Source organism: Pseudomonas sp. V88_4 (genome assembly GCF_029967985.1).
Classification (GTDB): Bacteria; Pseudomonadota; Gammaproteobacteria; order Pseudomonadales; family Pseudomonadaceae; genus Aquipseudomonas; species Aquipseudomonas glycinae.
In genome coordinates, this window is the sequence record NZ_JASCAF010000040.1 from 96,034 (window position 1) to 121,452 (window position 25,419).

General features: G+C 57.7%; 40 protein-coding genes. 32 read left to right on the forward strand and 8 right to left on the reverse strand.

All coding sequences use genetic code 11. The annotated features are described in order from the left end of the window. The first annotated feature begins 2 nt into the window (after positions 1-2). The gene (locus QLG12_RS15530; protein WP_282474834.1) at positions 3-323 is read left to right on the forward strand and encodes an STAS-like domain-containing protein; all 321 of its coding nucleotides are present in this window, start codon (positions 3-5) and stop codon (positions 321-323) included. After that, entirely contained in the window at positions 320-1,012 is a 693-nt protein-coding gene (locus tag QLG12_RS15535) for a hypothetical protein (protein WP_282474835.1), read from the forward strand. The genes QLG12_RS15530 and QLG12_RS15535 overlap by 4 nt, the downstream gene beginning before the upstream one ends. A 14-nt stretch (positions 1,013-1,026) precedes the next feature. Here the strand turns inward: QLG12_RS15535 and QLG12_RS15540 are convergent, their stop codons facing one another. The 8 genes from QLG12_RS15540 to QLG12_RS15575 form a co-directional block, all read right to left on the reverse strand. Next, positions 1,027-2,019 carry a tyrosine-type recombinase/integrase gene (locus tag QLG12_RS15540; RefSeq protein ID WP_282474836.1) on the reverse strand — a complete coding sequence of 331 codons (993 nt, stop codon included), beginning with the start codon at positions 2,017-2,019 and terminating at the stop codon, positions 1,027-1,029. 11 nt (positions 2,020-2,030) lie between these two features. After that, positions 2,031-2,225 carry a DUF4224 domain-containing protein gene (locus QLG12_RS15545; protein WP_123587084.1) on the reverse strand — a complete coding sequence of 65 codons (195 nt, stop codon included), beginning with the start codon at positions 2,223-2,225 and terminating at the stop codon, positions 2,031-2,033. Positions 2,226-2,306: 81 nt separating this feature from the next. Then, entirely contained in the window at positions 2,307-3,044 is a 738-nt protein-coding gene (locus QLG12_RS15550; protein WP_282474837.1) for a hypothetical protein, read from the reverse strand. Further along, on the reverse strand, positions 3,037-3,234 hold the full coding sequence (locus QLG12_RS15555; protein ID WP_282474838.1) for a hypothetical protein: 198 nt from the start codon (positions 3,232-3,234) through the stop codon (positions 3,037-3,039). The genes QLG12_RS15550 and QLG12_RS15555 overlap by 8 nt, the downstream gene beginning before the upstream one ends. Beyond that, on the reverse strand, positions 3,231-3,494 hold the full coding sequence (locus QLG12_RS15560) for a hypothetical protein (RefSeq protein WP_282474839.1): 264 nt from the start codon (positions 3,492-3,494) through the stop codon (positions 3,231-3,233). The genes QLG12_RS15555 and QLG12_RS15560 overlap by 4 nt, the downstream gene beginning before the upstream one ends. Continuing rightward, positions 3,482-3,907 (reverse strand): Arc family DNA-binding protein, encoded by a 426-nt coding sequence (locus tag QLG12_RS15565; RefSeq protein WP_282474840.1) that lies wholly within the window; start codon positions 3,905-3,907, stop codon positions 3,482-3,484. Before QLG12_RS15565 ends, QLG12_RS15560 begins: the two co-directional genes overlap by 13 nt. A gap of 120 nt (positions 3,908-4,027) precedes the next feature. Continuing rightward, positions 4,028-4,342: a LuxR C-terminal-related transcriptional regulator gene (locus tag QLG12_RS15570; protein ID WP_282474841.1), complete on the reverse strand. Its 315-nt coding sequence runs from the start codon at positions 4,340-4,342 to the stop codon at positions 4,028-4,030. Between the two features lie 82 nt (positions 4,343-4,424). Further along, positions 4,425-5,177 carry a LexA family transcriptional regulator gene (locus QLG12_RS15575; RefSeq protein ID WP_282474842.1) on the reverse strand — a complete coding sequence of 251 codons (753 nt, stop codon included), beginning with the start codon at positions 5,175-5,177 and terminating at the stop codon, positions 4,425-4,427. A 108-nt stretch (positions 5,178-5,285) separates the two neighbouring features. Between QLG12_RS15575 and QLG12_RS15580 the strand changes: the two genes are divergently transcribed. The 30 genes from QLG12_RS15580 (at position 5,286) to QLG12_RS15725 (ending at position 25,414) form a co-directional block, all read left to right on the forward strand. After that, positions 5,286-5,597, forward strand: coding sequence for a Cro/CI family transcriptional regulator (locus tag QLG12_RS15580; RefSeq protein ID WP_282474843.1), 312 nt, complete (start codon positions 5,286-5,288; stop codon positions 5,595-5,597). 490 nt (positions 5,598-6,087) lie between these two features. Further along, on the forward strand, positions 6,088-6,396 hold the full coding sequence (locus QLG12_RS15585; RefSeq protein ID WP_282474844.1) for a hypothetical protein: 309 nt from the start codon (positions 6,088-6,090) through the stop codon (positions 6,394-6,396). Continuing rightward, complete coding sequence (locus tag QLG12_RS15590) at positions 6,393-6,692, forward strand: hypothetical protein (protein ID WP_282474845.1); 300 nt, start codon at positions 6,393-6,395, stop codon at positions 6,690-6,692. The genes QLG12_RS15585 and QLG12_RS15590 overlap by 4 nt, the downstream gene beginning before the upstream one ends. Then, positions 6,689-6,949, forward strand: coding sequence for a hypothetical protein (locus QLG12_RS15595; RefSeq protein WP_282474846.1), 261 nt, complete (start codon positions 6,689-6,691; stop codon positions 6,947-6,949). The genes QLG12_RS15590 and QLG12_RS15595 overlap by 4 nt, the downstream gene beginning before the upstream one ends. Next, positions 6,946-7,710: a Bro-N domain-containing protein gene (locus QLG12_RS15600; RefSeq protein ID WP_282474847.1), complete on the forward strand. Its 765-nt coding sequence runs from the start codon at positions 6,946-6,948 to the stop codon at positions 7,708-7,710. The genes QLG12_RS15595 and QLG12_RS15600 overlap by 4 nt, the downstream gene beginning before the upstream one ends. Next, on the forward strand, positions 7,707-8,039 hold the full coding sequence (locus QLG12_RS15605; RefSeq protein ID WP_282474848.1) for a hypothetical protein: 333 nt from the start codon (positions 7,707-7,709) through the stop codon (positions 8,037-8,039). The genes QLG12_RS15600 and QLG12_RS15605 overlap by 4 nt, the downstream gene beginning before the upstream one ends. Next, positions 8,036-8,260, forward strand: a complete 225-nt coding sequence (locus tag QLG12_RS15610) for a hypothetical protein (protein WP_282474849.1) — start codon at positions 8,036-8,038, stop codon at positions 8,258-8,260. Before QLG12_RS15605 ends, QLG12_RS15610 begins: the two co-directional genes overlap by 4 nt. Positions 8,261-8,262: 2 nt before the next feature. After that, entirely contained in the window at positions 8,263-8,985 is a 723-nt protein-coding gene (locus QLG12_RS15615; RefSeq protein WP_282474850.1) for a helix-turn-helix domain-containing protein, read from the forward strand. Further along, on the forward strand, positions 8,969-9,766 hold the full coding sequence (locus QLG12_RS15620; RefSeq protein WP_282474851.1) for an ATP-binding protein: 798 nt from the start codon (positions 8,969-8,971) through the stop codon (positions 9,764-9,766). The genes QLG12_RS15615 and QLG12_RS15620 overlap by 17 nt, the downstream gene beginning before the upstream one ends. After that, positions 9,763-11,157, forward strand: coding sequence for a DnaB-like helicase C-terminal domain-containing protein (locus tag QLG12_RS15625; protein WP_282474852.1), 1,395 nt, complete (start codon positions 9,763-9,765; stop codon positions 11,155-11,157). Before QLG12_RS15620 ends, QLG12_RS15625 begins: the two co-directional genes overlap by 4 nt. A 184-nt stretch (positions 11,158-11,341) precedes the next feature. Next, positions 11,342-11,626, forward strand: a complete 285-nt coding sequence (locus QLG12_RS15630; protein ID WP_282474853.1) for a hypothetical protein — start codon at positions 11,342-11,344, stop codon at positions 11,624-11,626. After that, on the forward strand, positions 11,623-12,012 hold the full coding sequence (locus tag QLG12_RS15635; RefSeq protein ID WP_201815812.1) for an antiterminator Q family protein: 390 nt from the start codon (positions 11,623-11,625) through the stop codon (positions 12,010-12,012). The genes QLG12_RS15630 and QLG12_RS15635 overlap by 4 nt, the downstream gene beginning before the upstream one ends. A 159-nt stretch (positions 12,013-12,171) precedes the next feature. Beyond that, positions 12,172-12,639: a hypothetical protein gene (locus QLG12_RS15640; protein ID WP_282474854.1), complete on the forward strand. Its 468-nt coding sequence runs from the start codon at positions 12,172-12,174 to the stop codon at positions 12,637-12,639. A 157-nt stretch (positions 12,640-12,796) separates the two neighbouring features. Then, on the forward strand, positions 12,797-13,120 hold the full coding sequence (locus QLG12_RS15645) for a phage holin, lambda family (protein WP_282474855.1): 324 nt from the start codon (positions 12,797-12,799) through the stop codon (positions 13,118-13,120). 114 nt (positions 13,121-13,234) lie between these two features. Continuing rightward, positions 13,235-13,570, forward strand: a complete 336-nt coding sequence (locus QLG12_RS15650) for an HNH endonuclease (protein WP_282474967.1) — start codon at positions 13,235-13,237, stop codon at positions 13,568-13,570. Positions 13,571-13,664: 94 nt separating this feature from the next. Next, positions 13,665-14,153 carry a terminase small subunit gene (locus tag QLG12_RS15655; protein ID WP_282474856.1) on the forward strand — a complete coding sequence of 163 codons (489 nt, stop codon included), beginning with the start codon at positions 13,665-13,667 and terminating at the stop codon, positions 14,151-14,153. A 3-nt stretch (positions 14,154-14,156) separates the two neighbouring features. Continuing rightward, a complete protein-coding gene (locus tag QLG12_RS15660; protein ID WP_282474857.1) occupies positions 14,157-15,836 on the forward strand; it encodes a terminase large subunit in 1,680 nt (559 codons plus the stop codon). Between the two features lie 2 nt (positions 15,837-15,838). Next, positions 15,839-17,053, forward strand: a complete 1,215-nt coding sequence (locus QLG12_RS15665) for a phage portal protein (protein ID WP_282474858.1) — start codon at positions 15,839-15,841, stop codon at positions 17,051-17,053. Then, positions 17,040-17,681, forward strand: coding sequence for an HK97 family phage prohead protease (locus tag QLG12_RS15670; RefSeq protein ID WP_282474859.1), 642 nt, complete (start codon positions 17,040-17,042; stop codon positions 17,679-17,681). The genes QLG12_RS15665 and QLG12_RS15670 overlap by 14 nt, the downstream gene beginning before the upstream one ends. Further along, positions 17,678-18,880, forward strand: coding sequence for a phage major capsid protein (locus QLG12_RS15675; RefSeq protein ID WP_282474860.1), 1,203 nt, complete (start codon positions 17,678-17,680; stop codon positions 18,878-18,880). Before QLG12_RS15670 ends, QLG12_RS15675 begins: the two co-directional genes overlap by 4 nt. A 57-nt stretch (positions 18,881-18,937) precedes the next feature. Further along, positions 18,938-19,246, forward strand: a complete 309-nt coding sequence (locus QLG12_RS15680) for a hypothetical protein (protein ID WP_282474861.1) — start codon at positions 18,938-18,940, stop codon at positions 19,244-19,246. Continuing rightward, positions 19,247-19,546: a head-tail connector protein gene (locus QLG12_RS15685; RefSeq protein WP_282474862.1), complete on the forward strand. Its 300-nt coding sequence runs from the start codon at positions 19,247-19,249 to the stop codon at positions 19,544-19,546. After that, entirely contained in the window at positions 19,546-19,887 is a 342-nt protein-coding gene (locus QLG12_RS15690) for a phage head closure protein (protein WP_282474863.1), read from the forward strand. The genes QLG12_RS15685 and QLG12_RS15690 overlap by 1 nt, the downstream gene beginning before the upstream one ends. Next, entirely contained in the window at positions 19,880-20,323 is a 444-nt protein-coding gene (locus QLG12_RS15695; protein ID WP_282474864.1) for an HK97-gp10 family putative phage morphogenesis protein, read from the forward strand. The genes QLG12_RS15690 and QLG12_RS15695 overlap by 8 nt, the downstream gene beginning before the upstream one ends. Beyond that, positions 20,323-20,688, forward strand: coding sequence for a DUF3168 domain-containing protein (locus QLG12_RS15700; protein WP_282474865.1), 366 nt, complete (start codon positions 20,323-20,325; stop codon positions 20,686-20,688). Before QLG12_RS15695 ends, QLG12_RS15700 begins: the two co-directional genes overlap by 1 nt. Before the next feature lie 85 nt (positions 20,689-20,773). Further along, positions 20,774-21,514 (forward strand): phage tail tube protein, encoded by a 741-nt coding sequence (locus tag QLG12_RS15705; protein WP_282474866.1) that lies wholly within the window; start codon positions 20,774-20,776, stop codon positions 21,512-21,514. Positions 21,515-21,523: 9 nt separating this feature from the next. Further along, entirely contained in the window at positions 21,524-21,964 is a 441-nt protein-coding gene (locus QLG12_RS15710; protein ID WP_282474867.1) for a phage tail assembly chaperone family protein, TAC, read from the forward strand. Between the two features lie 86 nt (positions 21,965-22,050). Next, the gene (locus QLG12_RS28695; RefSeq protein WP_349016998.1) at positions 22,051-22,191 is read left to right on the forward strand and encodes a hypothetical protein; all 141 of its coding nucleotides are present in this window, start codon (positions 22,051-22,053) and stop codon (positions 22,189-22,191) included. A gap of 3 nt (positions 22,192-22,194) precedes the next feature. After that, a complete protein-coding gene (locus QLG12_RS15720; protein WP_282474868.1) occupies positions 22,195-25,086 on the forward strand; it encodes a phage tail tape measure protein in 2,892 nt (963 codons plus the stop codon). Further along, positions 25,076-25,414, forward strand: coding sequence for a phage tail protein (locus QLG12_RS15725; RefSeq protein WP_282474869.1), 339 nt, complete (start codon positions 25,076-25,078; stop codon positions 25,412-25,414). Before QLG12_RS15720 ends, QLG12_RS15725 begins: the two co-directional genes overlap by 11 nt. Positions 25,415-25,419 lie beyond the last annotated feature (5 nt).

The window sequence follows — 25,419 nt, forward strand, 5'->3', positions numbered from 1 at the left end:
TTATGTTTACTATTAACGTAGTTAAAGATTTCAGCAAAAAACCTTATGGGCGCTACCCGAACGAGGGGGACTGTGGCCAGACATTTCGACAAGAAAAATTGGCGCCTGCTTTAAGGGAATATGACAAAGTACACGTCATTTTGGATGGTTATAATAGGTATGGCCGCTCTTTTCTCGATGAGGCTTTTGGCGGCCTTATTCGGGAAGAAGGATTTAAGTGGGCAGATCTTAAAGAGCGATTGACATATAGTCATTCTCAAGTAAAGAGCATTGAGACACTTATAGAGGAAAGGCTTGAAGCTGCCAGGAAGGCGTGTGAATGAATTTTGATAATGTACCGGCCCAAATGATGGCCTTGGTTTTCGGGTGGTCTTTTACCGTTTTCTTACAGCATCGCTCAAATCATAGAGCGGAGTCGCTAAAGCGAAAGGATAAGATTATCGACAAGCTGGAGGCGCTGGCTGGTTGGGTAGAATCGGAAATAAAGAAAGATAATTTTTCTTCTGGCAATACCGAGACAACCTATTCTGGAATGATTTCACAGATAGAGGTAAGAATTGCACAGCTTAATTATCATGTGGGTAAGAATATCTTTGATGGATCGCGGCTCGCAATTTTGAGGGATATTGAAATTCATCATAAGGCATTCTTTAATGCGGATACTCCCTATAAGATAAGGGAAGCGGTTTCGGATATTGTTGAAAATATTGAAGTTTGTTGTGATGCTGAGTATTTCTCCCGGCATGGGGCGTGGTCTAAATTTAAAGGAGTAGTGCTTCTACTTAATGATTATGTTCGGGCGTTTAAAGGTGGGGTGCTCGCGTTAATTGTCATTCTTTTATCTCTCGCTATCTATCAGTTTTGCCATAAATATTTGGCGCGACCGGTAGGCACCTGTGTTTATGGCGAACAGTGTCATTTGGCACCTGGCCTTATCGCGCCTCCCCCAAAGACGAATCCGAACTTTCTTGAAAAGTATAAGGACGCTCCGCCTGTCAAGGCCCCTTCGTAAATGGTAGCCGAGTTCTATTTTTCTGATTTTCTTGGCATTGTTGGAGGTAGTCCGATGTTCAATTTGCGCAGGCGCAGATAGCGCTGTGTCATCTTTGCGTCGGTGTGCCCGCCTAGTTTCTGAGCATCGTTGCCCTGATCATCGGTGTCGGAAAGCGACTTGGCTCGCAGATCATGAAGGCTTGCGTCTTCAACTCCGGCTTTCCTGCAACTGATGGCGAACGCATCTTTGACCGAACTGTAATGTACCGGCTTGCCGCCGCGGGGTGAGCAGAAAAGGGTGAGTCCGCGGATCTTCCGTGGCAGCGCCTTAATCTGCGCGATCAATGCCTCCAAATCTGGCGTCATCTGCACCAGCAGTCTCGCGCCTGTTTTCTCTTGCGTAAAAGCGATCCCATCGGCGCTAATGTCACTCAAACGGATCGCCAGAACGTCCCCAATACGTTGCCCGGTCAGGTAGCACATCTCATAAATCACGCGCATGTTGTCGCTAGAGTTTGCGCAGATCGCCTCGAACTCGGTATGAGTGATATAGCGATCTCTTTTATGTTCAGGGTGGCGCTTCACGCCAATGCACGGGTTTGAATCGACCAGCTGTTTTTCGAGGGCATAATTGAATACGGCTCGCAGAACCGAGATCACTCGGTTTGACATATTGGGCGTGCTGGCGCCGTGCATTTTCAGGGCGACAACATGCCGCTGCATAACTTCTCTCGGCTCAAAGTCGGCGAACGTCTCCTTGAGTTGTTCACACGCGGCCTCGTACTGCGTGAGGGTGTTCGGCTTGAGCTTTGGCTTGACTCGATTGCGCATGTGCTCGAGCGCGTCATCAATCAGCTTTGGCATTCCGCCCTGGCTGCCCTTGTCGAGCAGCTTGGCGTACTCTGCGAGCGAGGCTTGAAAGTCCGAGCCCAACCGCTTCCATTTGCCTTTGCGCACCAGGTAGTAGGCGCCATGCTTCTCGTACATGCACGCCGGCAGGTGCCGGTCTTTCTTGCGAGGACGCATTTGTACTCACCTCACCCCAGCCGAAGTTCCGGCTCCTTCCTTGATTGAACTCCACCCATCCTGCCAATGACAACCTGGCGCAGGACTTTCGGATGCCCATCCCCACCAACAGCAAATCCATATCTTTCTGCCGTGAGCCACCGGATCTGTGCTGCAGGGCGCTTGTAGCCGGTCAGATCTGCAACTTCCTCAGGTGTCAGAAACATAGCCACCCCCATCGTGTCGCGACACGTTTTCCGCAGTAGCGTTTTGTGTCGCGTCCTCGTTTTGATCCCAGCCCCATCTCGTCATGGGCGACCTCCTGCAATTGCTGCCAGCTCTGCCACCAGCGCATCGGTGCGTCCGTAGAACTTGCCAGCGTCCTCGTTCACGAAGCGCTCGATCACGCTGGCCACCGCCGCCGAGTTGAAAAGCCCCCGCAGATCCGCTTCGGTCAGCGGTGCATCGCTCGACGGTTCGTGAACGAATGCATCAGCCTTGATCGGAAGTGTGCGCACCGGGCGAACTGCCTTTTCCTTGCTCGTCCAGTTCGTGTCCGGCGTACACCAGGGCAGCATGTGAAGGCACCAGGCGCTTCCGGCGGATGACTTCTGAGTGCTTGACCAGTATTCGCGCAGTGCGAATGCCTGAGCAGGCCCGCCAGCGCCATCAACAGGCCAGTGCTTTCCCCACGGCTCAAGCTGCAGCAGGTTGGCGCGCATCACCTGCAACTCCTCGATGGCGGGAATGTGCCAGCCCCGGTGACCACGGATAGTCATGGCCAGCACCTTCTGCGCGATCGCGCTCCCGGCCTCGGCCATCGCCCGGGTGTTGGCCAGCCCGTCGTGATAGGACTTGCTGCCTCGAACATTCAGGCGCGGCCCATAACGGTCCCACCACTGCGCTGGCTGCTCGAACTCGCGGCCGGCGTCGATGAGCGCGTGCTCGACGCCATCAAAGAACAGACGCCCAGCCAAGAAGCCGCCAGCGAACGGCTGGCCAATGGCGGGCAGGACTGCGGGGGAGACTGCTTGGGTTCTACTCATCCTCGCGCTCCTCCGAATCCGCCACGGCGCGCAGCTTCAACTTGATACCGCAGGAACCAGCGAGCTTGCTCAACTGGCCGACGGTTGTGTCTGGGCTCTTGAGTGCCTGACCGAACCTGATCAGCCGCTCACCAAGCTTTTCCAGATCGCGCTGCAGGTGCAGATGCGTTCCTTGGGAGAAAGTGCTCATAACTGGAACATCTCGATCTGTGGGGGCGCGTCCGACGCATTGGCTGGTGTTGGCGCGTTCTTATTGTGACTGGGCGTCACATTTACCTGTGGGAGCGAACTGTCCGGCAGGCAGCTGATGCCACCTTGATTGATGTTCGAGTAAATCCAGCAGGTAGCGCCGCGTTCAGTGTCGTGAAAGACACTGACGCCGTATGGCAAGCGCTCGGCGCTGGCTTGTCCGGCGATCAGCAACAGAGCGGTAATGATCAGTGCTCGCATGGGGAAGCCTCTAAGGACTCGGCGCGTATTGCATCATCAACGTACTTGTCCAGTTCGGCGCCGGTGAAGTAAGTGTCGCCAGCCGTTACCAGCAGGTCAGTATCTGGGTCCTCAATGATCTGCCGATCGCGCAGCCACTCATAACGCCGAGCGTTTGCCGCCATTCGCACGCGGTCGTCGATATGCATCGTGTCGGTGACTGCCGACGCTAAAGCGACAGAATTCGCCAAGGAGTCGAGCAACAACTGCTGAAGCTTCTGGCCGTCTGTGTACTGTCGAACCGCCTGAACAAATACCGCGTTCATGCTCCGGTCGCTGCCATTGGCAATTGCCTCGATCTCGGCGCGCAGGCCGTCAGGCAGGCGTGCGACAAACTTGTCGGCTGTCCTTGAATCAAATTGCTTGGTGCTCATGCGGATCTCCAGGCCGAGCGAATCCCGGCCGCGTTGTTGGCTTTCGCGAAAATCGTTTCAGGATTGGGTCAGGCCTCGCTGATCACCGGACTGCGCCCGCGCACAGGCGCACGCCGCTGATCACGCGATGAAGACGCTATTTGTGGAGGTCTGTTCTTGATGGTGATTTGGATCTGGGTATGCGGGGAATGGAATTGCTATGGAAATCAGGCCGCGGCGCATAGCCTCAGCGACCAATGCTGGACGCCTATAGACACCCAGCTTGTGCATTGCTGACTCAATGCGACCTTTGATTGATCGAGGTGAGAGGCCGTCCTTGCGGGCAATTTCTTTATCAGTGTGACCTGCAGCTACCGATAGCAGGCAGAACAGCTCGCGCTCAGCAAGGCCATGACCAAGGAGGCCGCGCCATAAACCACAAGTGACAAATTCCATGATGTGAAGCTCCAAATCTCGTAGAAGATGGAGCTATAGTGCTAGCGGGATTTATTTAAGTCAATCCCTGCGGGATTATTTTTTACAGGCCTGCCATTTTTACATCAACGACGCGACCGATTGCTAGCCATTCCTCACCGATTTCGACCGGCTTATACGAGGGGTTGAGCGGAACAAGGTAAAAAGTCCCTGCCTCCTTTACGAACTGCCTAAAGGTCTTTTCCCCGTCATTATTTTCAGCAATGTAATACTTGCCGCTGATCAAATCGAAGCCTTGCGGCTTGATCAAGATGCGAGTTCCAGCTGGAAAACTAGGACTTCCACTGTGGCTCATGGAAGATCCCTCCACGGTGAGCCAGTATCCATTCTCGCCGGCATCCTCGGTGGATGGTAGGTACTCCACCCCTTGCTGCATCCTCTTGTTTCTAAGCGGATGCACCTGGTTGCCGGTTTCAGTCCACGATATCAGCGGATACTTCTTTGCTTTTATCCACCGTTGGGCGGCCGGCTCCAAAGTGGATTCATCGCGCTCTCCCTGATGCATGTCTGCAAGCCCTTCGCCTGAGATCGACCGAGTCATCATCGCGATATGTTTTGCGATTCGAGGGGAAAAGCTCTCAACAGGCACGCCAAGAAGCCGAGACACCTGGACCGCGAAAGGGGTGTTTATAGGATTTCTGCCATTGAGGTAATGGCTGAATGAACCTTGGTTCATCCCTAGCGCAGCGGCGGCTTTTTCTTGCGTCAAGCCGAGCGTTTTACGCTTTTCCATGAAAATGGCCTTGAGCGCAGCACATTCCTCTTTGCTTTCGGGGGCGAGCTCTTTCTTTTTCATAATCCGACCATATGTCCGGCGGCATTAAAATTCAAATGCCGCAAGCATTGACTTTAAAAAATCCCGCCAGCACTATTTAAATAGAACCGAAATTGTGGAGTGACTCCGGTGCAACGAATTCCTCTTGCTGAATACGCAGCAAAGCGACATGCCGGGACAGCCGAAAAACTGGGTATGAGTCAAGGCTCTTTGAGTAAGGCTATCCGTGAAGGGCGGTCCATTTTTGTGATCGTTTCCAACGACGGCAATTTGTCCGCCATCGAAGAAAAACCCTTCCCGGGTCAGCGGCGGCGTCACACGCCCAACCGACACGCAAATAATAAATCCACAGGGTCTGAAGCGTCAGGTTCAGATGTACCTGTGAATCCATCCAGTACCAAGTTCGCCCCAAAACTCACCCATCCTGAGGCCCTCGCCTGATGGGTATCTTCCGGAACTGCCCGATTGCAATTCAAAAGGAAGGACCCCTTTAGGGCCTGGTCAGCGCCTTCCTAGGGTTGGCTTTTGCCTGCCAAATGAAAAAAGGAGCACTCGCCAGTACCAATTAGATGGGGAGCCCTCTGAAAATTCCGCGCATGCGCGGATTTCCTGAAAATGCGACGATTTATTACAGAAAGGCGACAGGTTGGCGTTTTCGGAAAAATTTAATCGTTATAGCGCCCCTTGGCCTTCGCACTGATAGGTATGAGTTGCAGTTTTTGGAGATGTGATATGCGCGCTCGAACAACTATTCCGCCAGCCCGTCCCGGGTAGGTAGCGGCCCTCTCAGGGGAGGGGGTTGCATTAATTTTGTGTCGTGGATGATGGGGAAACCTAAACGCCAGGCACAAAAAAGCCCGCTTCGCAGGCGGGCTTCTTAAACCACTCGTTCGCAGCGAGTGATCTGTACTTCTTCGTTCTGGAGAACGATATGACGCACCCAGAAAATAGCACTGCCAAACATCCAGCGCAACAGGCCAGATTGGTTCCGGTCTCGTTTGGCCCTGAATATCAGGACGTCTTTGCTGTTCTGCCTGGTGGCAGCGCAATCGAGGCGCTTGATATTGCGGCCGATCTGGTCGATGGAGTTTCACAGCTCTGCTCTCGGCTGGACATGGCCATCAACTACGGCGAAACCGCGTACTGCTCGGAGATCCGCGCGCTGCGTTTCCTCAGTGACGCATCTGCAGCCCTCGTCCGATCTGCCAAGCGCGGCCTTCAGGGGAGCAGTGAAGAATGAAAACCCTACCTTCAACCATCAAAAGCCTGGCTGATGAGGCTGAGTTTCAATTGACAGTCGCCCGGGAAAACCTCGAATGGCTCTGCGCTCTGGGCCGAGCTGTTGCCCATGACATGAAGCATGCCAAAGGGCGTGACACAGAGCGCCTGTTGGGCTTGATCAATTTTCTGGATGACACGAACTTCAGCGGTGTTGATGACGCAATCGACGTTTTCAAGGCCGCTTCCGCCGAGGCCGCGACACAAAACGCCAATGCTGAAAACGTGTCGCGTACATCTGCGGAGGTGCAGCCATGACCTCGATTCCTGTCGAACGACTCAAGATCGAGGCCGAGGCAATGAGTCAGGCCGGTTACTTCGTCGATGCGCTGGCGAAGTTCATCGGCACCGTGGGCGCTAACGATCCTGAACTCTGCGAGCAAGCGCTCGACGGCTATGTCGTCGGCGGCCTGGCTGCTGGCCTTCGTCTGATCGGCACGGAGTTGATGATCCGTGGTGACGAGTTTGCCAGGCTGATTGCCAAGTCTGAGAGCGCTGGGGGAGGTGCCAAATGAACCTGACCCCTTTCAACTTCAGCGGTGCCGAGATCCGGGTGATCACCGACGACCAGGGCGAGCCATGGTTTGTCGCCAAGGACGTCGCCGATCTGCTCGAGTATTCGAACCCCCATGAGGCGGTCCGCACTCATTGCAAGGGGGTGAGGGAAATCCTCATCCCTTCCGCAGGCGGCGACCAGATGACGAAAGTCATGCCTGAGCGGGATGTTTACCGACTGATCATGCGTTCGAAGATGCCAGCGGCTGAGGCCTTCGAAGAATGGGTGGTGGGCGAAGTGCTGCCGAGCATCCGCAAGACCGGTGGTTACCAACGAAAACTGAGCCCAGCCGAGCAATTGCTCGCCAACGCCCAGCTGCTGGTGGACATGGAGCGCCGCCAGGATCAGACCGAGCAGGTCGTGGCGGGTATCGAAAACCGTGTGGCCCAGGTCGAGCAGGTCCGTTACCTCGACTCAAGGCCGGCCGGTTTTGAGTCGATGACCACGATCCGCGAGCGTATCAATCTGCGCCACGGCCTTCCGCATTGGGTGATCAATGCCGTGATGCGCGATGTTCCCGGCGCGCCGCTGCCGTTCGCCATGGTTCGCAGCCCGCACGCCGATGACGGCGCCCAGCCTTACCCGATCTGGCCAACGGCTGACATCACTCGCCGCTTCGACCGGTTCGCGGCGGAATGCACCTTCGAGACCGCCGAGCGAGCTATCCACCCCGATATTCAGCAAGGCCGGTTCAAGCTGCGCCAGAGGAAATCCGCATGAGTGAGAAAACAGCGAATTCGATCACGGAGCCTACCGTGATCGACGAGGCGTACATGGAGAGGTTCACCAATGACCAGCTCGCGTACAAGGCATGGACCGGTGCCGACCTGATGCAGGAAATTCTTTTCGACGAAGAGGGAATCGAAAACTGCATGCAGGACGCCAAGTTTGAGGCGGCGCGCGCCGCGATGGCGCTACGCGTCCTGGTTCGCCGACTGACAGGCATGAACCCAGACGATCTCCGGAAAGCCGTTCAGCAAAGGCAGCTTGAAGTTTTGGTGCTGGAACCTGAAACGCCTCAACTGCCAGCTTGGGAGACAGTGCAATGAGCCGTCTCCCGCACATCTCGTCCGCCGAGCAAGGTCCGGTCCCGGTGATCGCCGGGCCCTGGCCGAGTTACGCCGCGTTTAAAGGACTGCCAGAGCGTGATCGCTGGGTTCTGTACGGCAGCGCCAAGGCCTATCGCCAAGCGCTTGAGGATCAGGGGCTGGTGATGGCTGAAGGGTATGACGCGTTCATTCGTCGCGTCTGTTCCGAGTTGGAGATCTGACCATGAGCATGAATTTGATGGTCAAGGCTTTGGGAACCAAGGTGGGAAACCCGCTGCGCAAGCTGGTGCTGATCAAGTTGGCAGACAACGCCAGCGATATCGGTGAGTGCTGGCCGTCTTACCAGCACATCGCTGACCAGTGCGAGATCGACCGTAGCACGGTGCGCAAGCACATCAAGCAGCTTGAGGCTCAGGGGCTGCTGCGTATCGAGAACCGGGAAGGCCCGAAAGGCAACTCCACAAATCTGTATTTCCTGACGCTTTGGGGTGTAGGCCGAAACAGCACCCCTGTAGGCCCAGAAAGCACAGGTGTAGGCCCACAGCCTACAGGGTGTGTAGGCCCAGAAAGCACCAGAACCAGTCACTCTTATGAACCAGTCAATGAACCTAAATCTATGGGCACTGACTCGATGGAAGGCTTCGACCAGTTTTGGAAGTTGTATCCGAAAAAGAAGTCTCGCAAGGACGCTGCTAAGGCATGGGCGAAGTTGAAACCGAACGAGGAACTGCGCCAGACCCTGATCACTGCTTTGGGTAGCCACTACATTTCCGAGGATTGGACGAAAGACGGCGGGCGGTACATCCCGAACGCTGCCACCTGGCTCAACGGCGAGCGCTGGCATGACGAACTCAAGCCGGCGCCCGGGAAATCCTCGGCGTTTACCAACCTGCCAATCCACACACCTGACATGTACCAAGGAGGCGAGAATGGCCCAGCGTTTTAATTTCCGCCGCCAGCCTGATCAGCGCACGTTCGCCGGTGAGTGCTCGGTGCATGGCTCGATTGATCGATCCGAGGTCGAGCAGTTTGAAGGGACGATGGCAGTGCGCCCGTGCAAGAAATGCCAGTTCCATGGCCTTCGAGTAGCGCTAAGGGGCAGCGACGAGCATTCCCGGGCGCTGGACAACCTGAAGGCTGAAAGCGTCAATAGCGCGCTCGTGGGCTCTGGAATCACCCCTCGATTTGCCGATCGAACGTTCGCGACCTTCCGCGCCACCACCGACGCCATGACTCAGGCGCTGGAAACCTGTCAGGCCTACGCTGACAACTTCGGCGACCACTACAGGGATGGTCGCAACCTGCTGCTGTGCGGCAACGTCGGCAACGGCAAGACGCACCTAGCCAGTAGCATCGTCCAGCACGTCATTCGTCAGCACCGGGCTGTGGCAGTGATCACCACCGCCGCCGAGGTTATCCGCGTGTTCAAGCGCTCGATGGACCGCAATGCCGGTTACACGGAGGGCGAAGTGCTCGATGAACTGGCGAGCTTTGACTTGCTGGTGATCGATGAGGTCGGCGCACAGAAGGGCAGCGAGTACGAGCTGGGCCTGCTGCATGAAATCATTGATCGTCGGTATCAACTGGTGCGCCCGACCGTGATGGTGTCCAACCTGCCGGCCAATACCCTGGGCCAGTTCATCGGTGAGCGGGCGCTTGATCGGCTGCGCGAGAACAAGTCGCTGCTGGTCGGCTTCACATGGGAATCAGCCCGGGGGCGCACATGAACCAAGAGGAAAAGTACTACCGCCCAGAATCCGAGCAGGGCGTTCTGGGCGCGATCATGATCGCCTCGCTTAACAAAAATCCTGGAATGCTGGGTGAGATCATTTCGCAGATGAAGTCGAGTGATTTCTGGCACCAGGACAATGCGGCACTGTTCGATGTTATTTGCGACTGTCACGCGCAAAGCATGCCAGTCGACGCGGTGACATTGGGTTCTATCCAGCGTTATCTGCCCAGCGGCACGACCACGCTGGAATACACCGTCAACCTTTGCCGCAACGTGCCATCGGCAGCCAACTGGAAAACCTACGCTCAGGTAGTCAGGAAGTGGGCGCTTGTCCGGCAGTTTCGTGATCTCGGGCGAATCGTCGACACCGGCGTCTACGACGACCTACCAGCAGATGAAATCCTTGATCAGTGCGATCTTGCGCTGGCCGACCTACGAGACCTCAAAGCATCGGGCAAGGCTGGCTACAAGCGGATGAGCGAGGTGCTTCCGACGGTACTGGATCACATGGATGACGTGCTCAATGACAGAGCGCCACCGAAGCTCTCCACAGGCCTGGCGGATCTGGACAAGCTGATTGGCTTCCTTCGCCAGAAGTCCATGGTGGTGATTGGCGGACGCCCAGGCAGCGGCAAGACGATGCTCGGCCTGCAGATCATGAACCACGTCGCTACTCGCGGTCGGGGTGTTGGCCTGGTGGTCAGCCTTGAGATGCCAGGCGAGCAATTGACGATTCGCACCATTGCCAACCTGGGTGGCGTAGATCTGCGCAGGATGGACGAGGTCAAGTGCCTGGATCAGGAGGAGTGGAGCCGGATCGGCGTAGCAGCAGGGAAGATCAAGGAGGCCGAGCTCTACCTGCTGGATACGCCCGGCCTGACGATGCCTGCGATCCGCGCCGAGGCATTGAAGCTTCGGCAGGAGGTCGGGCTAGATATCCTGATGATCGACTACGTGCAGATCGTTGGCACTGACAGCAAGTCGCAGAACCGCGCGGATGCCGTTGCGAAGGTATCGATCGGAATCATGAATCTCAGCCGAGAGCTCGGCATCCCGGTGCTGGTCCTCGCCCAGTTGAACCGTGGCCCGGCAAATCGCCCCGGCAAAAAGCCGCAGGCCAGTGACCTCAAGGAGAGCGGCCAGATTGAGCAGGATGCAGATGCGGTGATCCTCGTGCATTACGACCGAGATTCCGAAATGGGTCAGCAAGGTGTCACTGAGCTGATTCTGGACAAGGGGCGGCAGGCGGAAGCGGGGTCTTGCTTGGTTCAGCGGCAGGGGCAGTTCGGCCGATTCGTCAACTTCGCGGGCAACCCGCATCCATCAGACGAGGAGGTCGAAATGGGACGATCGTTTTCCAGTCAGTACCCAGGGAGAAAGGCATGATCCAGATGAAGGAGCTTTTTCGTCGGTTGACCGGCTTTAGATCTGAGAATTCTGCCAACTCCCTTAAAGGCTCGGCGCAGACGCCTCGCGCATCAAATGACGAAACAACCAACTGCGAGGTTTCAATTCGAGCTCACACCGACACCATGCCCAACGAAATATTGCACATATGGAGTGCCGCACAATGAGTAACGTAACTGCGGCGCTGCCGCGCAAGAGCTTGACGAAGGTCGAGTGCCAATTCCTGAAACAGGGGAATCGCCTGCTGCTGGAAAAAACCAATGGCCGGATCGGTTCGGCGGCGTTCATGGACATCATTGCCGACTGGCATGCCTCCCGCGCCGATCTGGGCTTTGAGGCATTCGCTCGGCGCTGGATCATTGAAGGCAATGCAAAAAACAAGATCGCTGACAAGCTGCTGCGGGAGCTGTTCGGCATAGATGAGCCAAACCCGAGGAAAGCGGCATGAAAAAACGAACGTACGCAGATAAGCCGCTGGGCGACACCGAGTACCTGCTGGAGCAATGGGGGTGGTGGCGCATGGACGGCATGGGGGTGCCTCGGTACGTTTCTCCGCTGTATGCGCTGATCCGCGACAACAACGTCACCGAAGGAGGCGTGAAAAACTACTGTGTCACGGACGACGTTGCCCTGGTGGTGGATCGCGCGGTAGCCAAGCTGGCCCAGCGTGACGAGCAGATGGGTAATTTCATCTGGCTGTACTTCGGTGCGAAGTGGACGATGGTTCGGGTTGGTGAGTCGGCGAGAATGTCCGAGCGTTCAGCCAGGGAAGTGATCAAAGCCGGCGTTGCGTGGATTGATTGCGCCGTGGAAGAAATCCGCCTTGCGGCGTAAAAAGTTCTTTCCTGCCGGATAAACACCTGTTTTCATGGCACCGTGTTCAGCTTTTCAAGCGCGACACAACAGACAAAGCCCGGCCATTACGTCGGGCTTTTTGTTGGATTGGATTTATCGTTATGGCACTCTGCCACTCCGACTAAAGGAGTGCCTGGAATGTCAAAGTTTTTGGAAGTTGCGAATGCGTTCAAGCAAGCTCTTGAAACTGATGCTGAGAAGCTCAAAGATTTGCGAGATGTCGCCTCGGAGTTGCGGAAGAACTTTTCGGATTATCTTGGAGCACCTGCCGGTCATCCGATAATGATCAATGGCAGCGACGCGCCACACGTAGCGATTGGGCAGCTTGATCAAAATGGGTATTTCAGAGGGGTTGCAAAAAAGGAGTTCCCTCGTGCATCCACTGAACGGATTCAATTCGACATCCGTTTTACATATGACCCTGAACCAAAACCACAGACACAGGGCTCGATAACCTATCATCTTCAGCTTGAGCAGGTAGGCAAGGGTTACAAAGTTTGGCTTAACGATTTCGAGGAGTTCGAAATCACTCGTGAGGACATGACTCCTCTGTTCAATGCGATGTACCAAAGCGCCTTAGAAAAGGCGAGTAAAGCGACTCAATGAACTAGATTCGCCAGCTTACTAAAGCTGGTAGTACCCCAATTCAAGCCTCGGCATTCGCCGGGGCTTTTTCGTTTTCGGTTCCACCACATCCATTGCTCCGAGCTGGGAGTGCTGCTGGAGCCGAACCTAATGCACTCCCCCAAAGGGAGGAATCGAGATGCCAAACATGCCTGAGAAGGATCCCGGACTGTGGGCCGCAATGATTGCCTGGCTGGTCATGCATCAACCCCAGCTCTACGCCGCTGGCCTGTCTGTCTGTGTTGCCGTCCTACGAGTGATGTATGGCGGCGGCACGCGCCGTCAGATGTTCCTGGAAGGTGCGCTATGCGGCCTGGTCACGCTGTCGTTGGTGCCACTCCTTGAATGGATGGGCTTACCGCAAAGCATGGCCACGTTCGCCGGTGGCGCAGTTGGTTTCCTCGGCGTCGAGAAGGTGCGCGGTTACTACGATCGAGCAGCAGCTCGGAAGGTTGAAAGCTGATGGCCTGCTCTGGATGCGCTGCCCGCCGAGCGCGAGCAGCTAAATGGTTCAGCATCGCCCGAGAGCGGGCTGCCTCGTTGATCTCACCGAAGCCGAATGCTGGAGCGCTACCTGATGGGAAGGCTGAAGACGTTAGGAAGCAGGGTTCAGACCCAGGCTGACCGACTGGCATCCATCAACACGAACTCATGGCGAGCCACGAAGGAAACTTCAGCCCAGCGTGGCTATGGGTACAAGTGGCAGAAGGCCCGCGAGGTTTGGCTGCTTGACCATCCTCTCTGTGTCTACTGCGAGCGGGCTGGTCGAGTCGCTGCTGGATCCGTCGTCGACCACAAAGTCGCGCATCGCGGCGACATGGAGCTGTTCTGGGATCGATCCAACTGGCAGACCCTGTGCAAGCCCTGCCATGACTCGGTCAAGCAGGCCGAGGAGGCGTCAGATCGAGGCTGAGGAGGGGGGGGCATAAAATATAGGGCCCTTTTTGCTTCCAGACCGCGCCCGATCCCATTCGTACTTTTTTTCCCGACCCTAAGGTTTTTTGTTAATGGTGTTAACAGACAAACAGCGACAGTTTGTTGACGCAAAAGCCCGGGGTGCGTCAAACAAAGAAGCGGCAGAAGCCGCAGGATGTAAGGCTTCGACGGCATCCGCAGCCGGTTCCCGATGGGCCAATGACCCCAAGATTGCAAGTGCAATCCTTGCTCGCCGAGCTGAGCTCAGTGTTAACCCTGAGAAGTCCAGAAAACGCCGAGAACAGTCATCCGACCAAGCTCCCGAGACGGAAGAAGCCGGCGGCGAATTCCTCGATTGCCTTCCTACTACTGAAGACCCATTGGTCTGGCTGTTGGCGCTGATGAACGAGCCCAGGGCCAAGGTTTTTGATCGACGCAACGCCGCCCAGACCGCTGTGCCTTATGTGCATGGCAAGAAGGGTGACGCCGGCAAGAAGGAACTGAAAGAGCAGGCCGCCAAGGAGGCGGGGAAGGGCAAATACTCCGCCGGCAAGCCGCCGCTCACTGTAGTAAGGAAGTAGCCAATGCTTTGGACAACTGCCTGCCCTGACTGGTGGCAGCGTCTCTCTGTGGGCGAATCAATCATTCCGGCGCCGCTGTTTCCTGCCGAGGCCGAGGAAGGGCTGGAGGTCTTCCGTTCGCTGAAAATCGTGGATGCCCCTGGCTGCCCGACCATCGAAACGGCATGTGCACCCTGGGTACTGGATTTCGCCGGCGCGATCTTCGGCAGCTACAACAGCGAAACAGGCCATCGACTGATCAGCGAGTACTTCCTCTGCATTCCGAAGAAGAATTCCAAGTCCACGATTGCGGCAGCGATCATGCTGACCGCGCTGATTCGCAACTGGAGGCTGGAAGCCGAGTTCATCATCCTGGCACCGACCAAAGAGATTGCCGACAACGCGTTCAAGCCGTGCGCGGCCATGGTCAAGCACGACGAAGAGCTGAGCGATCTGCTCCACGTTCAGCCGCATCTCAAGCTGATCACGCACCGCGAGACGGGCGCAACGCTGAAGGTCGTGGCGGCAGATAGTGACGTAGTCGGTGGCAAAAAGGCCGTGGGCGTCCTGATCGACGAGGCCTGGCTGTTCGGCAAGAACGTCAAGGCGCCGGACATGATTCGGGAGGCAACGGGCGGCCTGCTATCCCGGCCTGAAGGCTTCATCATCTGGCTGACGACTCAGTCAAACGAGCCGCCGGCCGGGATATTCAAGTCGAAACTCAGCTACGCGCGCGGCGTGCGCGAGGGCCGAATTGAAGATCCTCGCTTCCTTCCGGTGATCTACGAGTTTCCGCCGGAGATGATTGAGAGCGGCGAGGCTCGCCGACCCGAGAATTTCCACCTGGTGAATCCCAACATGGGGTACTCGGTGGACAGGCCGACCCTCGAGCGGCTGTTTATGCAGGCAGAACTCGACGGCGAGGCCGAGGTTCGAGGGTTTCTGGCCAAGTTCCTCAACATCGAGATTGGCCTAGCGCTGATGTCAGACAGCTGGGTCGGCGCCGACTTCTGGGAGCCGCAAGCAGAGAAGGGCCTGTCGCTGGATTCGCTCATTGAGCGCTGCGAGGTGATCGTGGTGGGCGTCGACGGTGGCGGTCTCGATGACTTGCTGGGACTGGCGGTCATGGGGCGGGTTAGAGAATCGCGCACCTGGCTGCACTGGGCTCATGCATATGCCCATCCCTCAGTGCTGACCAGGCGGAAGACCGAAGCGCCGCGCTTGATGGACTTGGCGGCGGTAGGCGACCTGACGCTGGTTCAAAAGATCGGCGATGACGTCGCGCATCTCGCGGCGACTGTCGCTCGGATCAATGAGGCCGGGTTGCTCGACAAGGTTGGGCTCGACCCGGCTGGAATCGGCGCGGTTCTCGACGCGTTGGCCGACGCCGGCATCGAAGAAGACCAGGTAATTGGTATTTCTCAGGGCTGGAAGCTGACAGGGGCCATCAAAACCACCGAGCGAAAACTCGCCGAAGGGGCGCTACTGCATTGCGGTCAGCCTCTGATGGCATGGGCTTGCGGCAACGCCAAGGGCGTTCCGTCCGCCAATGCCTTTTTGATCACAAAACAGGCTTCGGGCACCGCAAAAATCGACCCACTCATGGCTACGTTCAACGCCGTTTCACTGCTCGCACTGAATCCGGAGGCGCGCGGCGGCATGGATGACTACCTCAATAACGGCTTTTTCGGACTAGTAGGCTGACCATGGCATTCAAATGGTACAACCCCGCGACTTGGGGCTTCTTCGGCTATACCGATCCGGCTACGGGCGACTATGTCGAGGTCGATCTTGAGGTCGGGGGCAAGCGCACCAAGTCGGGTGTAAAGGTCACCACCAAAACGGCGCTGTCGATCAGCATGGTCTGGTCCTGCGTCAAGATCCTTTCCGAATCGCTTAGCGGCCTGCCGCTCAAGCTGTATGAAGACAAGCAGGGAGGGCGATCGCTTGTCGACAGCAATGATCGGATGCTCAAGCTGCTGAGAAAGCCAAATCCCTACATGACCATGCTGAACTTTCTGAAGTTCGTGGTCGTAAATATGGCATTGCGCGGCAATGCGTTCGCCTTGATCGAGCGAAACAGGAACGGCGATCCGATCGGCTTGGTGCCACTGGATGGTCGGACCGTCAGGATCGACACTGAAGACGACCTTCTCTACTTGGTCACGCCAAGCGAGGGAGACCCCTACCCTGTGTCTCCTGAGCACATGCTCCACTTCAAGCTGTTTAGCCTGGACGGAATCATCGGCCTTTCTCCTATTGAGCACCAGGCTGAAACCATGGGCCTGGCCAAGGCTGGCCAGCAATGGTCGGCGCGGTTCATGCGCAAAGGCGGTTTCACTGGCGGCTACGTGATTTATGAGCAATTCCTAACCAAGGCCCAGCAGGCCCAGGTGATGGAGAAGTTTCCCGATGTGCGTAAGGCCGACGTCGACGACATTGGGAAAATGGCCATCCTGCAGGGAAACCCAAAAATCGTTCCAGCGGGTATCAGCCAGAAGGATGCCCAGTTCATCGAGTCCCAGCAGTTCCAGGAAGAGGCAATTGCCGGCATCTACGGGGTGCCGCTATGGCTGGCCAACCGCGCCGGCAAAACATCAATCATGGGCTCGAATCTGGAGCAACAGCTCACCGGGTTCATCACCTTCGGACTCAAACCCTACGTCGACGCGGTGGAGGACGAGCTCAACGACAAACTCTACCGGGTCAAATCGCGCTTCTCTGAGTTCACCGTCGAGGGGCTGCTGCGTGCTGATAGCGCTGGCCGCGCTACGTACTACGGCAGCGCGCTTGGAGGTTCAGGTGGCTCTGGATGGATGACCATCAACGAAGTCCGCGTAAAGGAAAACCTGCCTCCCCTGGAAGGCGCCGAATACAACCGGGTCACCCGGTGGGAGATGGAAAAGAATGTCCAATCTTGAAGTTCCGTTTGAGCTCAAGTCCGTTGACGAAGCCGGTAACTTCGAGGGCTACGCGGCGGTTTTCAATAACGTGGACCTGGGCGATGACGTGATCCTGCCGGGTGCGTTCACCCGGGTTAAGGCGACTCGCGGGGGCAAGCTCAAACTCGCGCTCTATCACGACCTGACTCGACTGGTGGGGGCGGCCGACTACACGCAGGACGATCACGGTCTTCTGCTCAAAGGGCGGGTCAACTTAAACGTCAGCTACGCCCGCGATGCGTACGAGCTGATGAAAGCAGAAATCCTCGACAGCATGTCGATCGGTTTCAACACCATTAAGGCAGATTTCGAGGATCGCGCCGGCCGGCGTGTTCGCCTCATCAAGGAGGCCGAACTCTGGGAGGCTTCCTTCGTACCGTTCGGCATGAACCCCGAGGCGCAAGTCCTCAGCGTGAAGTCCGACATCAGGCTTTTCGAGAAGGCTCTTCGCGAACGCGTGGGGCTCTCGCAGAAGGAAGCGGCGGCGGTCGCTTCGCTCGGCTATACCGCGCTACGCCGTGATGGCGGGAGCGAGGCCACGGCGATCGTGGATGAGCTGAAAGACATTTCCACACTGTTCACCCATCATTTCGGAGTATCGCCATGAGCGAAGTTAAAGACATCAAGGATTCCCTCGAGCTGCAACTGAAAACCGGTTTCGGCGAGCTGCAGAAGAAGTACGACGCCGCGATGGACGAGGTCCAGAAAGGCAACCAGGTCACCGGTGACCTGAAGAAGCAAATCGAAGACCAGAAGGGCGAGTTGCAAAAGGTCATCGATCAGGTTCAGGACCTGGAGCAGAAGGGCGTCAAGCTGCGTGGCGTTCCGGGCGAAGGCAAGTCCTTCATCGACATGATCAAGGGTGACGACGCTTATAAGGCTCTCACCCAAAAATCGGCCAACCGTGCCGAGATCGAAGTCACCAAATCCGACCTGGCAAGCATGAAGGAAGTGAAGGTCACCAGCGCCGGTATTGTCGCGCCGATTTACGACCCGGTCATTCAGCCGGGCATTCGTCAGGAGCTGCGCATTCGTGATCTGCTCACTGCGATCCCGGTCACTGGCCAGCAGTACACCTACTTCCGAGAACTGCTGCACACTCGCGGCGCAGCTCCGGTGGCAGAGGGCGGTACCAAGCCAACCAGCAATGTGACCTTCGAAGCCGCCACCGATCGCGTGAAAAAAATTGCGGTCTGGATGCCGGTCACCGAAGAAGCGTTGGACGATGTCCCACAAATGCAGGGCTACATCCAGGAGCTGCTGCGCTACGACCTGAAGCTGGAAGAAGAAAACCAAATCCTGAAGGGTGATGGCACTGGCGAGAACCTGAATGGTTTGATGACCCAAGCTACCATCTACGACGCCGCCCTGACCAAGGCCGGCGATACCTCGATCGACATCGTGCGTCGTGGCATCTACCAGGTGCGCAAACAGTCCAAGCTGTCGGCTGATGGCGTCGTGATGAGCGAGCTGGACTGGATGAACATCGAACTGCAGAAAGACGGTGAAAACCGCTATCTGTTCGCCAACCTGCAAGGCTTGGTGACCCCAGTTCTTTGGGGGCGTCCGGTCATCACCTCCGACAGCATGGATGAAGGGGATGCCGACACTGGCGGTGAGTTCCTGATCGCCAACTTTGCCCGTGCTGCCATCCTGTTCGACCGCATGACCTACCTGTTTAAGATGGGCCTGATCAACGACATGTTCATCAAGAACCAGATCGCTCTTCTTGCTGAAGAGCGTCTGGGGCTGGGCGTTCGCCGCAAGGAAGCATTGGTCAAGGGCCAGTTCACCGTTGCGCCGTAATTCACCACCACCGTTCAGGGCCGGCCATTCGCCGGCCTTTTTGTTTCTGGAGGCAGCATGAAAATCAAAGCTCTGTGGGGTTTTGTAGGTAACGCCGAACTGTTGGGCGCCGGCTCGCCGCAGGTGAAAAGTGGGCAGGAGTTCGAAAACGTCGATGACGAGTATGCCCATGTGCTGCTCGGCAAAGGCCTGGCCGTTGAGCTCGATGCCAACGGAAAACCGAAAGTTGCGAAGCCGAAGAACACCAAACCCGCCGCGCCAACTGAGGACAAGGCTGCCGCTGATAAAGCCGCTGCTGAAAAGGCAGCCGAGAAAGCAGCGGCGGACAAGGCTGCTGCTGATAAAGCCGCCAAAGAGGCCAAGTAAATGCTCGACATGACCACCGTGAAGTTGCATCTGCGAGTCGATAGCGACGAAGAAGACGCGTTGATCGGTGGCTACCTCGAAGCGGCCAAAGCGCACGTAGAGCAGCACTGCGATCGCAAGCTGGTCGAAACAGATCCTGCTGAGCCTGAAGAAATGGGCCTCACTCGGGACGTTGAGCAGGCAATTTTGCTTATGGTTGGGCACTGGTACGCGAATCGCGAAGCGGTGGTAGTCGGCGGTGCGGCCTCTGCCGTCCCTCTCGCAGTCGAACGGCTGCTTTGGTACAGGAAGCGCTTCTAATGCAGGCCGGCAAACTCAAGCATCGGGTTCAAATCCAGCACAAGGTTACGAGCCAGGACCCGCAAAACGGTGAGCAATTGACTGATCAATGGGTCGAGTTCGCCAAGGTATGGGCCTCGGTCGAGGATTTGAGTGCACGCGACTTCATCGCCGCCCAGGCCGGCCAGTCCGAGGCGAAAAGCCGGGTCGTCATTCGCCGCCGCGAAGGTATCACCGCTCAAATGCGTGTTGTGCTGGATGACGGCACCGTTTGCGGAATCGTCGGGCCTCCACTGGCTGACGCGAATTCTCGCAAGGAGTATTTGACGCTTCTGGTTACCTCGGGGGTAAGCGATGGATGAAATTGTTCGGTTCAACCTCAAGGGCGCCGACGAGTTGTCCGCCAGGTTCAAAGGATTGACCGAGGAAATGCGCCGCAAGGTGGTGCTGCCGGCGGCCAAGGACGCCATGGACATCGTTCTGCTCGATGCGAAAGACCGCGCTGCGCGGATCGATGACCCGGAAACCGCGAACTTTATTCCGGCCAACCTGGCCATGATCGAGCGCAAGGCGATCGGTGAGGAAGTAGGCGCCGTGGTCATTTCCGTTGGCGTGCGCATGCGCAAGCGCGGCCAGAAGGGCGGTAACACGTTCTACTGGTGGTGGGTTGAACTGGGCACCGAGAAGAACCGGGCAAAACCGTTTCTCCGACCGGCCTTGGCCAACAACCGCGAAGCGCTGTTCAAGGAATTCCTCAGCTCGGCGAAGTACCAGCTGATCAAGTTGGGAGTGAACTGATGACTGCACCCATTTTCACGGTGTGCGCCGCCGCGCCGGCCGTCACGGCGCTGCTCGGCACCGGCCCGACGCGGCTCTACCCGCACGGCGAGGCGCCGGAAAACACGCCAAAGCCTTACGCCGTGTGGCAAGTCGTCAGCGGCTCGCCGATCAACTACGTCAACGGCGTGCCGGATACGGATCGCTACGGCCTGCAGGTTGACGTGTACGCCGATACGGCGTCCGCAGCAGCGTCTGTTGTGACGGCAATGCGCAACGCGATCGCGCAGCACGCGTACATCACAGGTTTTGGCGTCGACGCCAAAGACAAGGACACGCACAACTACCGCAAAGGCTTCGACGTCGCCTGGCTTGTGAGCCAGTAGGCGGAACCTGAAAGAACGACCCGCTCCGGCGGGTTTTTTTATGCCCGCTCACAAGTGATTTCGAAGGAAATCTGGGAGTATCAAATTGACCATCAAGACCCAAGGCACGGACCTCTATGCCATCGACCCAGCCAACAACACGTTGTTGGTGGTTGGCTGCTTCACCTCCCTGGACGGGATCGACACCAGCATTGCGCAGATCGAAACGACCTGCATGAACTCCAGCGCCCGGGAATATGAGGCCGGTCTTGCAGAGCCTGGCTCGGCGTCCTTCGGACTGAACATCGATCCGCAATCCCCGGCGCACGTTCGCCTTCACCAGCTGAAGACCGCCGGCACCAAGCTGCTGTGGGCGATCGGTTGGTCCGACGGGCGCGTGCTGAACAGCAACGGCGAACTGGTTGGCATTCCTCCAACCATCAGCCAGCCAGGCTCGGTGGCGGCTCTGGCGGTCACCAACCCGGGCAGCGGTTACACCACGGCACCAACTGTCGCACTGACTGGTGGCGGCGGTACCGGCGCAACTGCAACCGCAACTGTTTCTGGCGGCGAAGTGACGGGATTGACCATCACCAACCCGGGCAGCGGTTACACCTCGCCTCCGACCGTGGCGTTCACTGGCGGTGCTGGCACCGGTGCAGCGGCAAGCGCGGTGATCGACGCCGGTGTCGACTTCAACCTGCCGACGACCCGCACCTGGATCACCTTCGATGGCTACATGAACAGCTTCCCGTTCAGCTTCGCGCTGAACGACGTTGTGAAGTCCACCGTCGGCATCCAAGTGTCCGGTGATCCGGTTTTCGTCCCGAAAGTCATCACTCCATAAGGAAGCCCCATGGATCTGAGTATCGCAGCGCTGGCAGCCGCCGGCGCTTTCGCCGCCCCGTCGGTGAAAAAGGACATTGAGTGGCACTCCGGCGGTCAGTTGCAAAAAGCCACGGTGTACGTCGCCCATGAGTCGTTCATCTCCGTGACCCGGCGCTGGGACGCTGAAAACAAGGGAGCAGACGTCGCTGCACAGCAGATTGCGTCCTGCATCCTCGACAAGGACGGAAAACCGGTATTCACCGTCGCCGATATCGTGGGCGGTGCCGAGACTGGTCACGGCCCTCTGTGTGCGCAACTGACCATTGTGCTGCTCGCTGCGATCGGCGAGGTCAATAAGGTGCCGGAGGGCATCCTCGAAAAAAAATCGAGCCGGAGGACGAGTTCTGGCACGAAATCGTCCTCGCCGGCATCGGCGGCCGCACGATCGCGGAAGCCAAGAAAAACCTGACCTACAAGGAAGCCCTGGACTGGATTCGTTACGCCAAACAGACCGGTTCGCTGAATCTCGGGCTTCGGATTGAGCAGGGTTTTGCGTTGCTTGCCACGATCCTGAATAACCTGCACGGCGGCAAAGCCACCTTCGATGATTTCCTGCCGAAACGTGGCGAGGTGGTCGAAGAAGCCGAGGCGTCGGCGCAGGATCTATTCAGACTGCTGCAGTCGGTCAAGAGGTGATTTATGGCGGTTGATTCACTTGGCCAACTGACGGTCGATCTGGTGGCCAACACCGGTGGCTTCGAAAAGGGCATGGACCGTGCCCAGCGTGCGCTGAAGTCGGCCACCAAGGAAGCGGCCTATCAGGCTGGTCAGCTCGACAAACTGGTCGGCCAGATTGACCCGGTGATCGGGGCCTATGGCCGTCTCGACAAAATGGAAGAACAGCTGCGCAAGCATCGCGCGGCTGGTCGGCTCGACAATGCCGACTTCACCGTGTACCTCAACAAGCTGAAGGAACAGCGCGACGCGGTCGAGAAGGTAGACCGGGTCATGGCCAAGAACGGCCAGACCGCCAAGCAGTACGCGGCGAACCTTCGGGGAGTCCCGGCTCAGTTCACCGACATCGCCGTTTCGTTGCAGGCCGGTCAAAACCCGCTGACGGTCTTCCTGCAGCAGGGTGGTCAGCTCAAGGACATGTTCGGCGGTGTGGTGCCGGCGGCCAAAGCCCTGGGCGGTTACGTGCTGGGGCTGGTGAACCCGTTCACGGTCGCGGCGGCAGCGGCGGCGGTACTGGCCCTGGCTTACAAGCAAGGTTCCGACGAAGCCACGGCGTTCAATACCTCGCTGGCGATGACGGGCAACACGGCCGGCACCACCGCGAACGGTTTGGCGTCGATGGCGCGGCAGGTTTCGGGTGTGAGTGGCACGGTTGGCAAGGCGTCCGAGGTACTGGCGCAGTTGGCGGCGACTACCCGGATTCCGGTAGCGGCTTTCGAGTCCATCGCCGAGGCCGCCATCAAGTACGAATCGGCGACCGGGATTGCGGCCAGCAAAACGGTCGAAAACTTCGAGAAGATCGCCAAGGACCCGGTTGCGGAGATTCTGAAACTCAACGAGTCGATGAACTTCCTGACCGCGACCACGTACGAAAACATCAAGTCATTGCAGGAGCAGGGTAGGACTCAGGAAGCGGCCGCTTTGGCGACCGCGACCTATGAGGACGGTCTGAATCGGACATCCACGTCCATCAAGCAGAACCTCGGCTACCTCGAGGCGAGCTGGGGTGCGGTCAAGAGCGCCGCCAAGGGGGCGTGGGATGCGGCGCTGAACGTTGGCCGCGAGGAAACCCTCGATCAGCAGATCGCCAAACTCGACGAGCAACTGAACGCGATCGCCGAGAACGCGGCAGCGCGTAACAAACGCAATTCTCGCGGCAAGCCGGCGGATCCCTTCAGCAACCTGACGCCCGATGACAGCTTCCGCACGGAAGCGCTCGAGCGGGAGAAAACCGAAAAGCTGCTGCTCAAGGCCGAGCAGGATCGTCGCGCGGCCGCCAAAGGGTACGCCCAGCAGCAGCAACAGGCCGCGCTGGATGACCAGCTCAAACTGGACAAACTCCGCAAGGAAACGGAAAGCAATTCGGTAAAGCGTGAGCGAGAGCTTGCGGATTACCGACTGTTGGTGGAGCGCCGGGTTACCCAGGCCAAAGCCAAAGGTGACAACTCGCTGCTGATCTCTGCCGATCAGCAGGCGAAAGACATCGCCGCCATCAACGAGAAATACAAGGATCCGAAGGCCGCCAAGACGCCGAAGTACCAGGAAAACGCCGGTATCAAGGCGCTGGATCAGGCGAAACAACAATACGCCGTGCTTCAGCAGCAGAGCGCACTCATCGGCGACCAGTCGGCGGCGAGCCAGACCCTTGGCACGAACGCGAAAAAACTGGTCGAGTGGGAGCAGCAGCTCGCCGACATCAAGGGCAAGAAAACACTCACTGCCGAGCAGCAGTCGCTGCTGGCCAACCAGGAACTGATCACCGCCCAGCTCAAGCGAAACGCGGCCCTCGAAACCGAGAACACGCTGCGTGAGAAAGGGCTGGAAACACGCCGCAAATTGGCGGCGTTCGACGAGAACCTGAAAAGTCAGCTGTCCAGCGCGCAGCAGGGTCTGGACAACAACCTGGCCGGCATCGGCCTGGGCGACGAGCAGCGCAAGCGTCTGCAGGAACAGCGCAACATCCAACAGTCGTATCAGTCGCAACTCGACAAACTGACCTCCGACTACAACAAGAGCAACAAGGACCAGTTCAGCACCGAGCTGTACGACAAGGAAACCCAGGCGCTGCGGTCGGCGCTTGACCAGCGCCTGGCCATGCAGGCGAAGTACTACGAGGACGAAGACGCGGCCCGCAGCGACTGGCAGTTGGGTGCCTCGGCGGCATTCGACAACTACCTCAATCAGGCTCGGGATATAACCGGGCAGGCGAAATCGGCCTTCACGTCGCTGTATGACGGGCTGACCGATGCTGCAGTCGATTGGGCGTTCGGCGCCGATCAGAGCTTTGGCGATGTTGCCAAGAGCTTTGCCCGCATGATCGCCAAGATGGCCTTGCAGTCTGCCGCGTCCAATGTGTTTTCCAGCATTGCCGGGAGCGCGATCGGTGCCGCCTTCGGCAGCGGTGGAGGCGCAGCTGCTTCGGCGGGCAGTACGGCCGCCGGTTATTCGGCTGACGTCCTGTCGAAATGGCAAGGCTTCGATGACGGTGGTTACACCGGACCGGGCGGCAAATACGAACCGGCCGGTGTTGTGCACGGCGGCGAGGTGGTCATCCGCAAGGAAGTGGTGGACCAGCCGGGGATGAAGGAATACCTGACGCGCCTGAACAAGCGCGGATATGCGGACGGTGGCTATGTCGGTCTGTCTGGCGGTTCGTCGTCAGCACCGGCAGCGCCTGGGCAGATCGTCATCAATCAGTCGTTTCAGGTGCAGAACGCTGGCGAGGGGACTTCACAGCAGGACTCGCAGGCGCTTGGCCAGGCCTATGCCGATGTCGCAAGGCGCGGTGCCCAGCAGGAAATCGCCAAAGAAACCCAGCCCGGCGGGCAGATCTGGAGGCTTGTAAATGGCCGTTGAAACATTCAGCTGGTGCCCTTTCGTTTCGGCCACCAGCGCGCCCGAGTACCGCAACCGGACATCCAAGTTCGGCAACGGGTACGAGCAGGTAGTCGGAGATGGCCCGAACAATCGGCAAGATGCCTGGCCGCTGACCTTCGTCGTGAAGGAAGCGGTCGCGCTTCAGATCAAGGACTTCCTTGACCGGCACGCCGGTCACAAATCGTTCTTGTGGACCCCGCCGCTCGGAGATCTGTCGTTCTACCGCGCTTCTGCTCCAGCGGTCACGTCTCTCGGCGCTGGGATGTACTCCCTCGCCACGACATTCACGCAATCGTTTCTTCCATAAGGGGT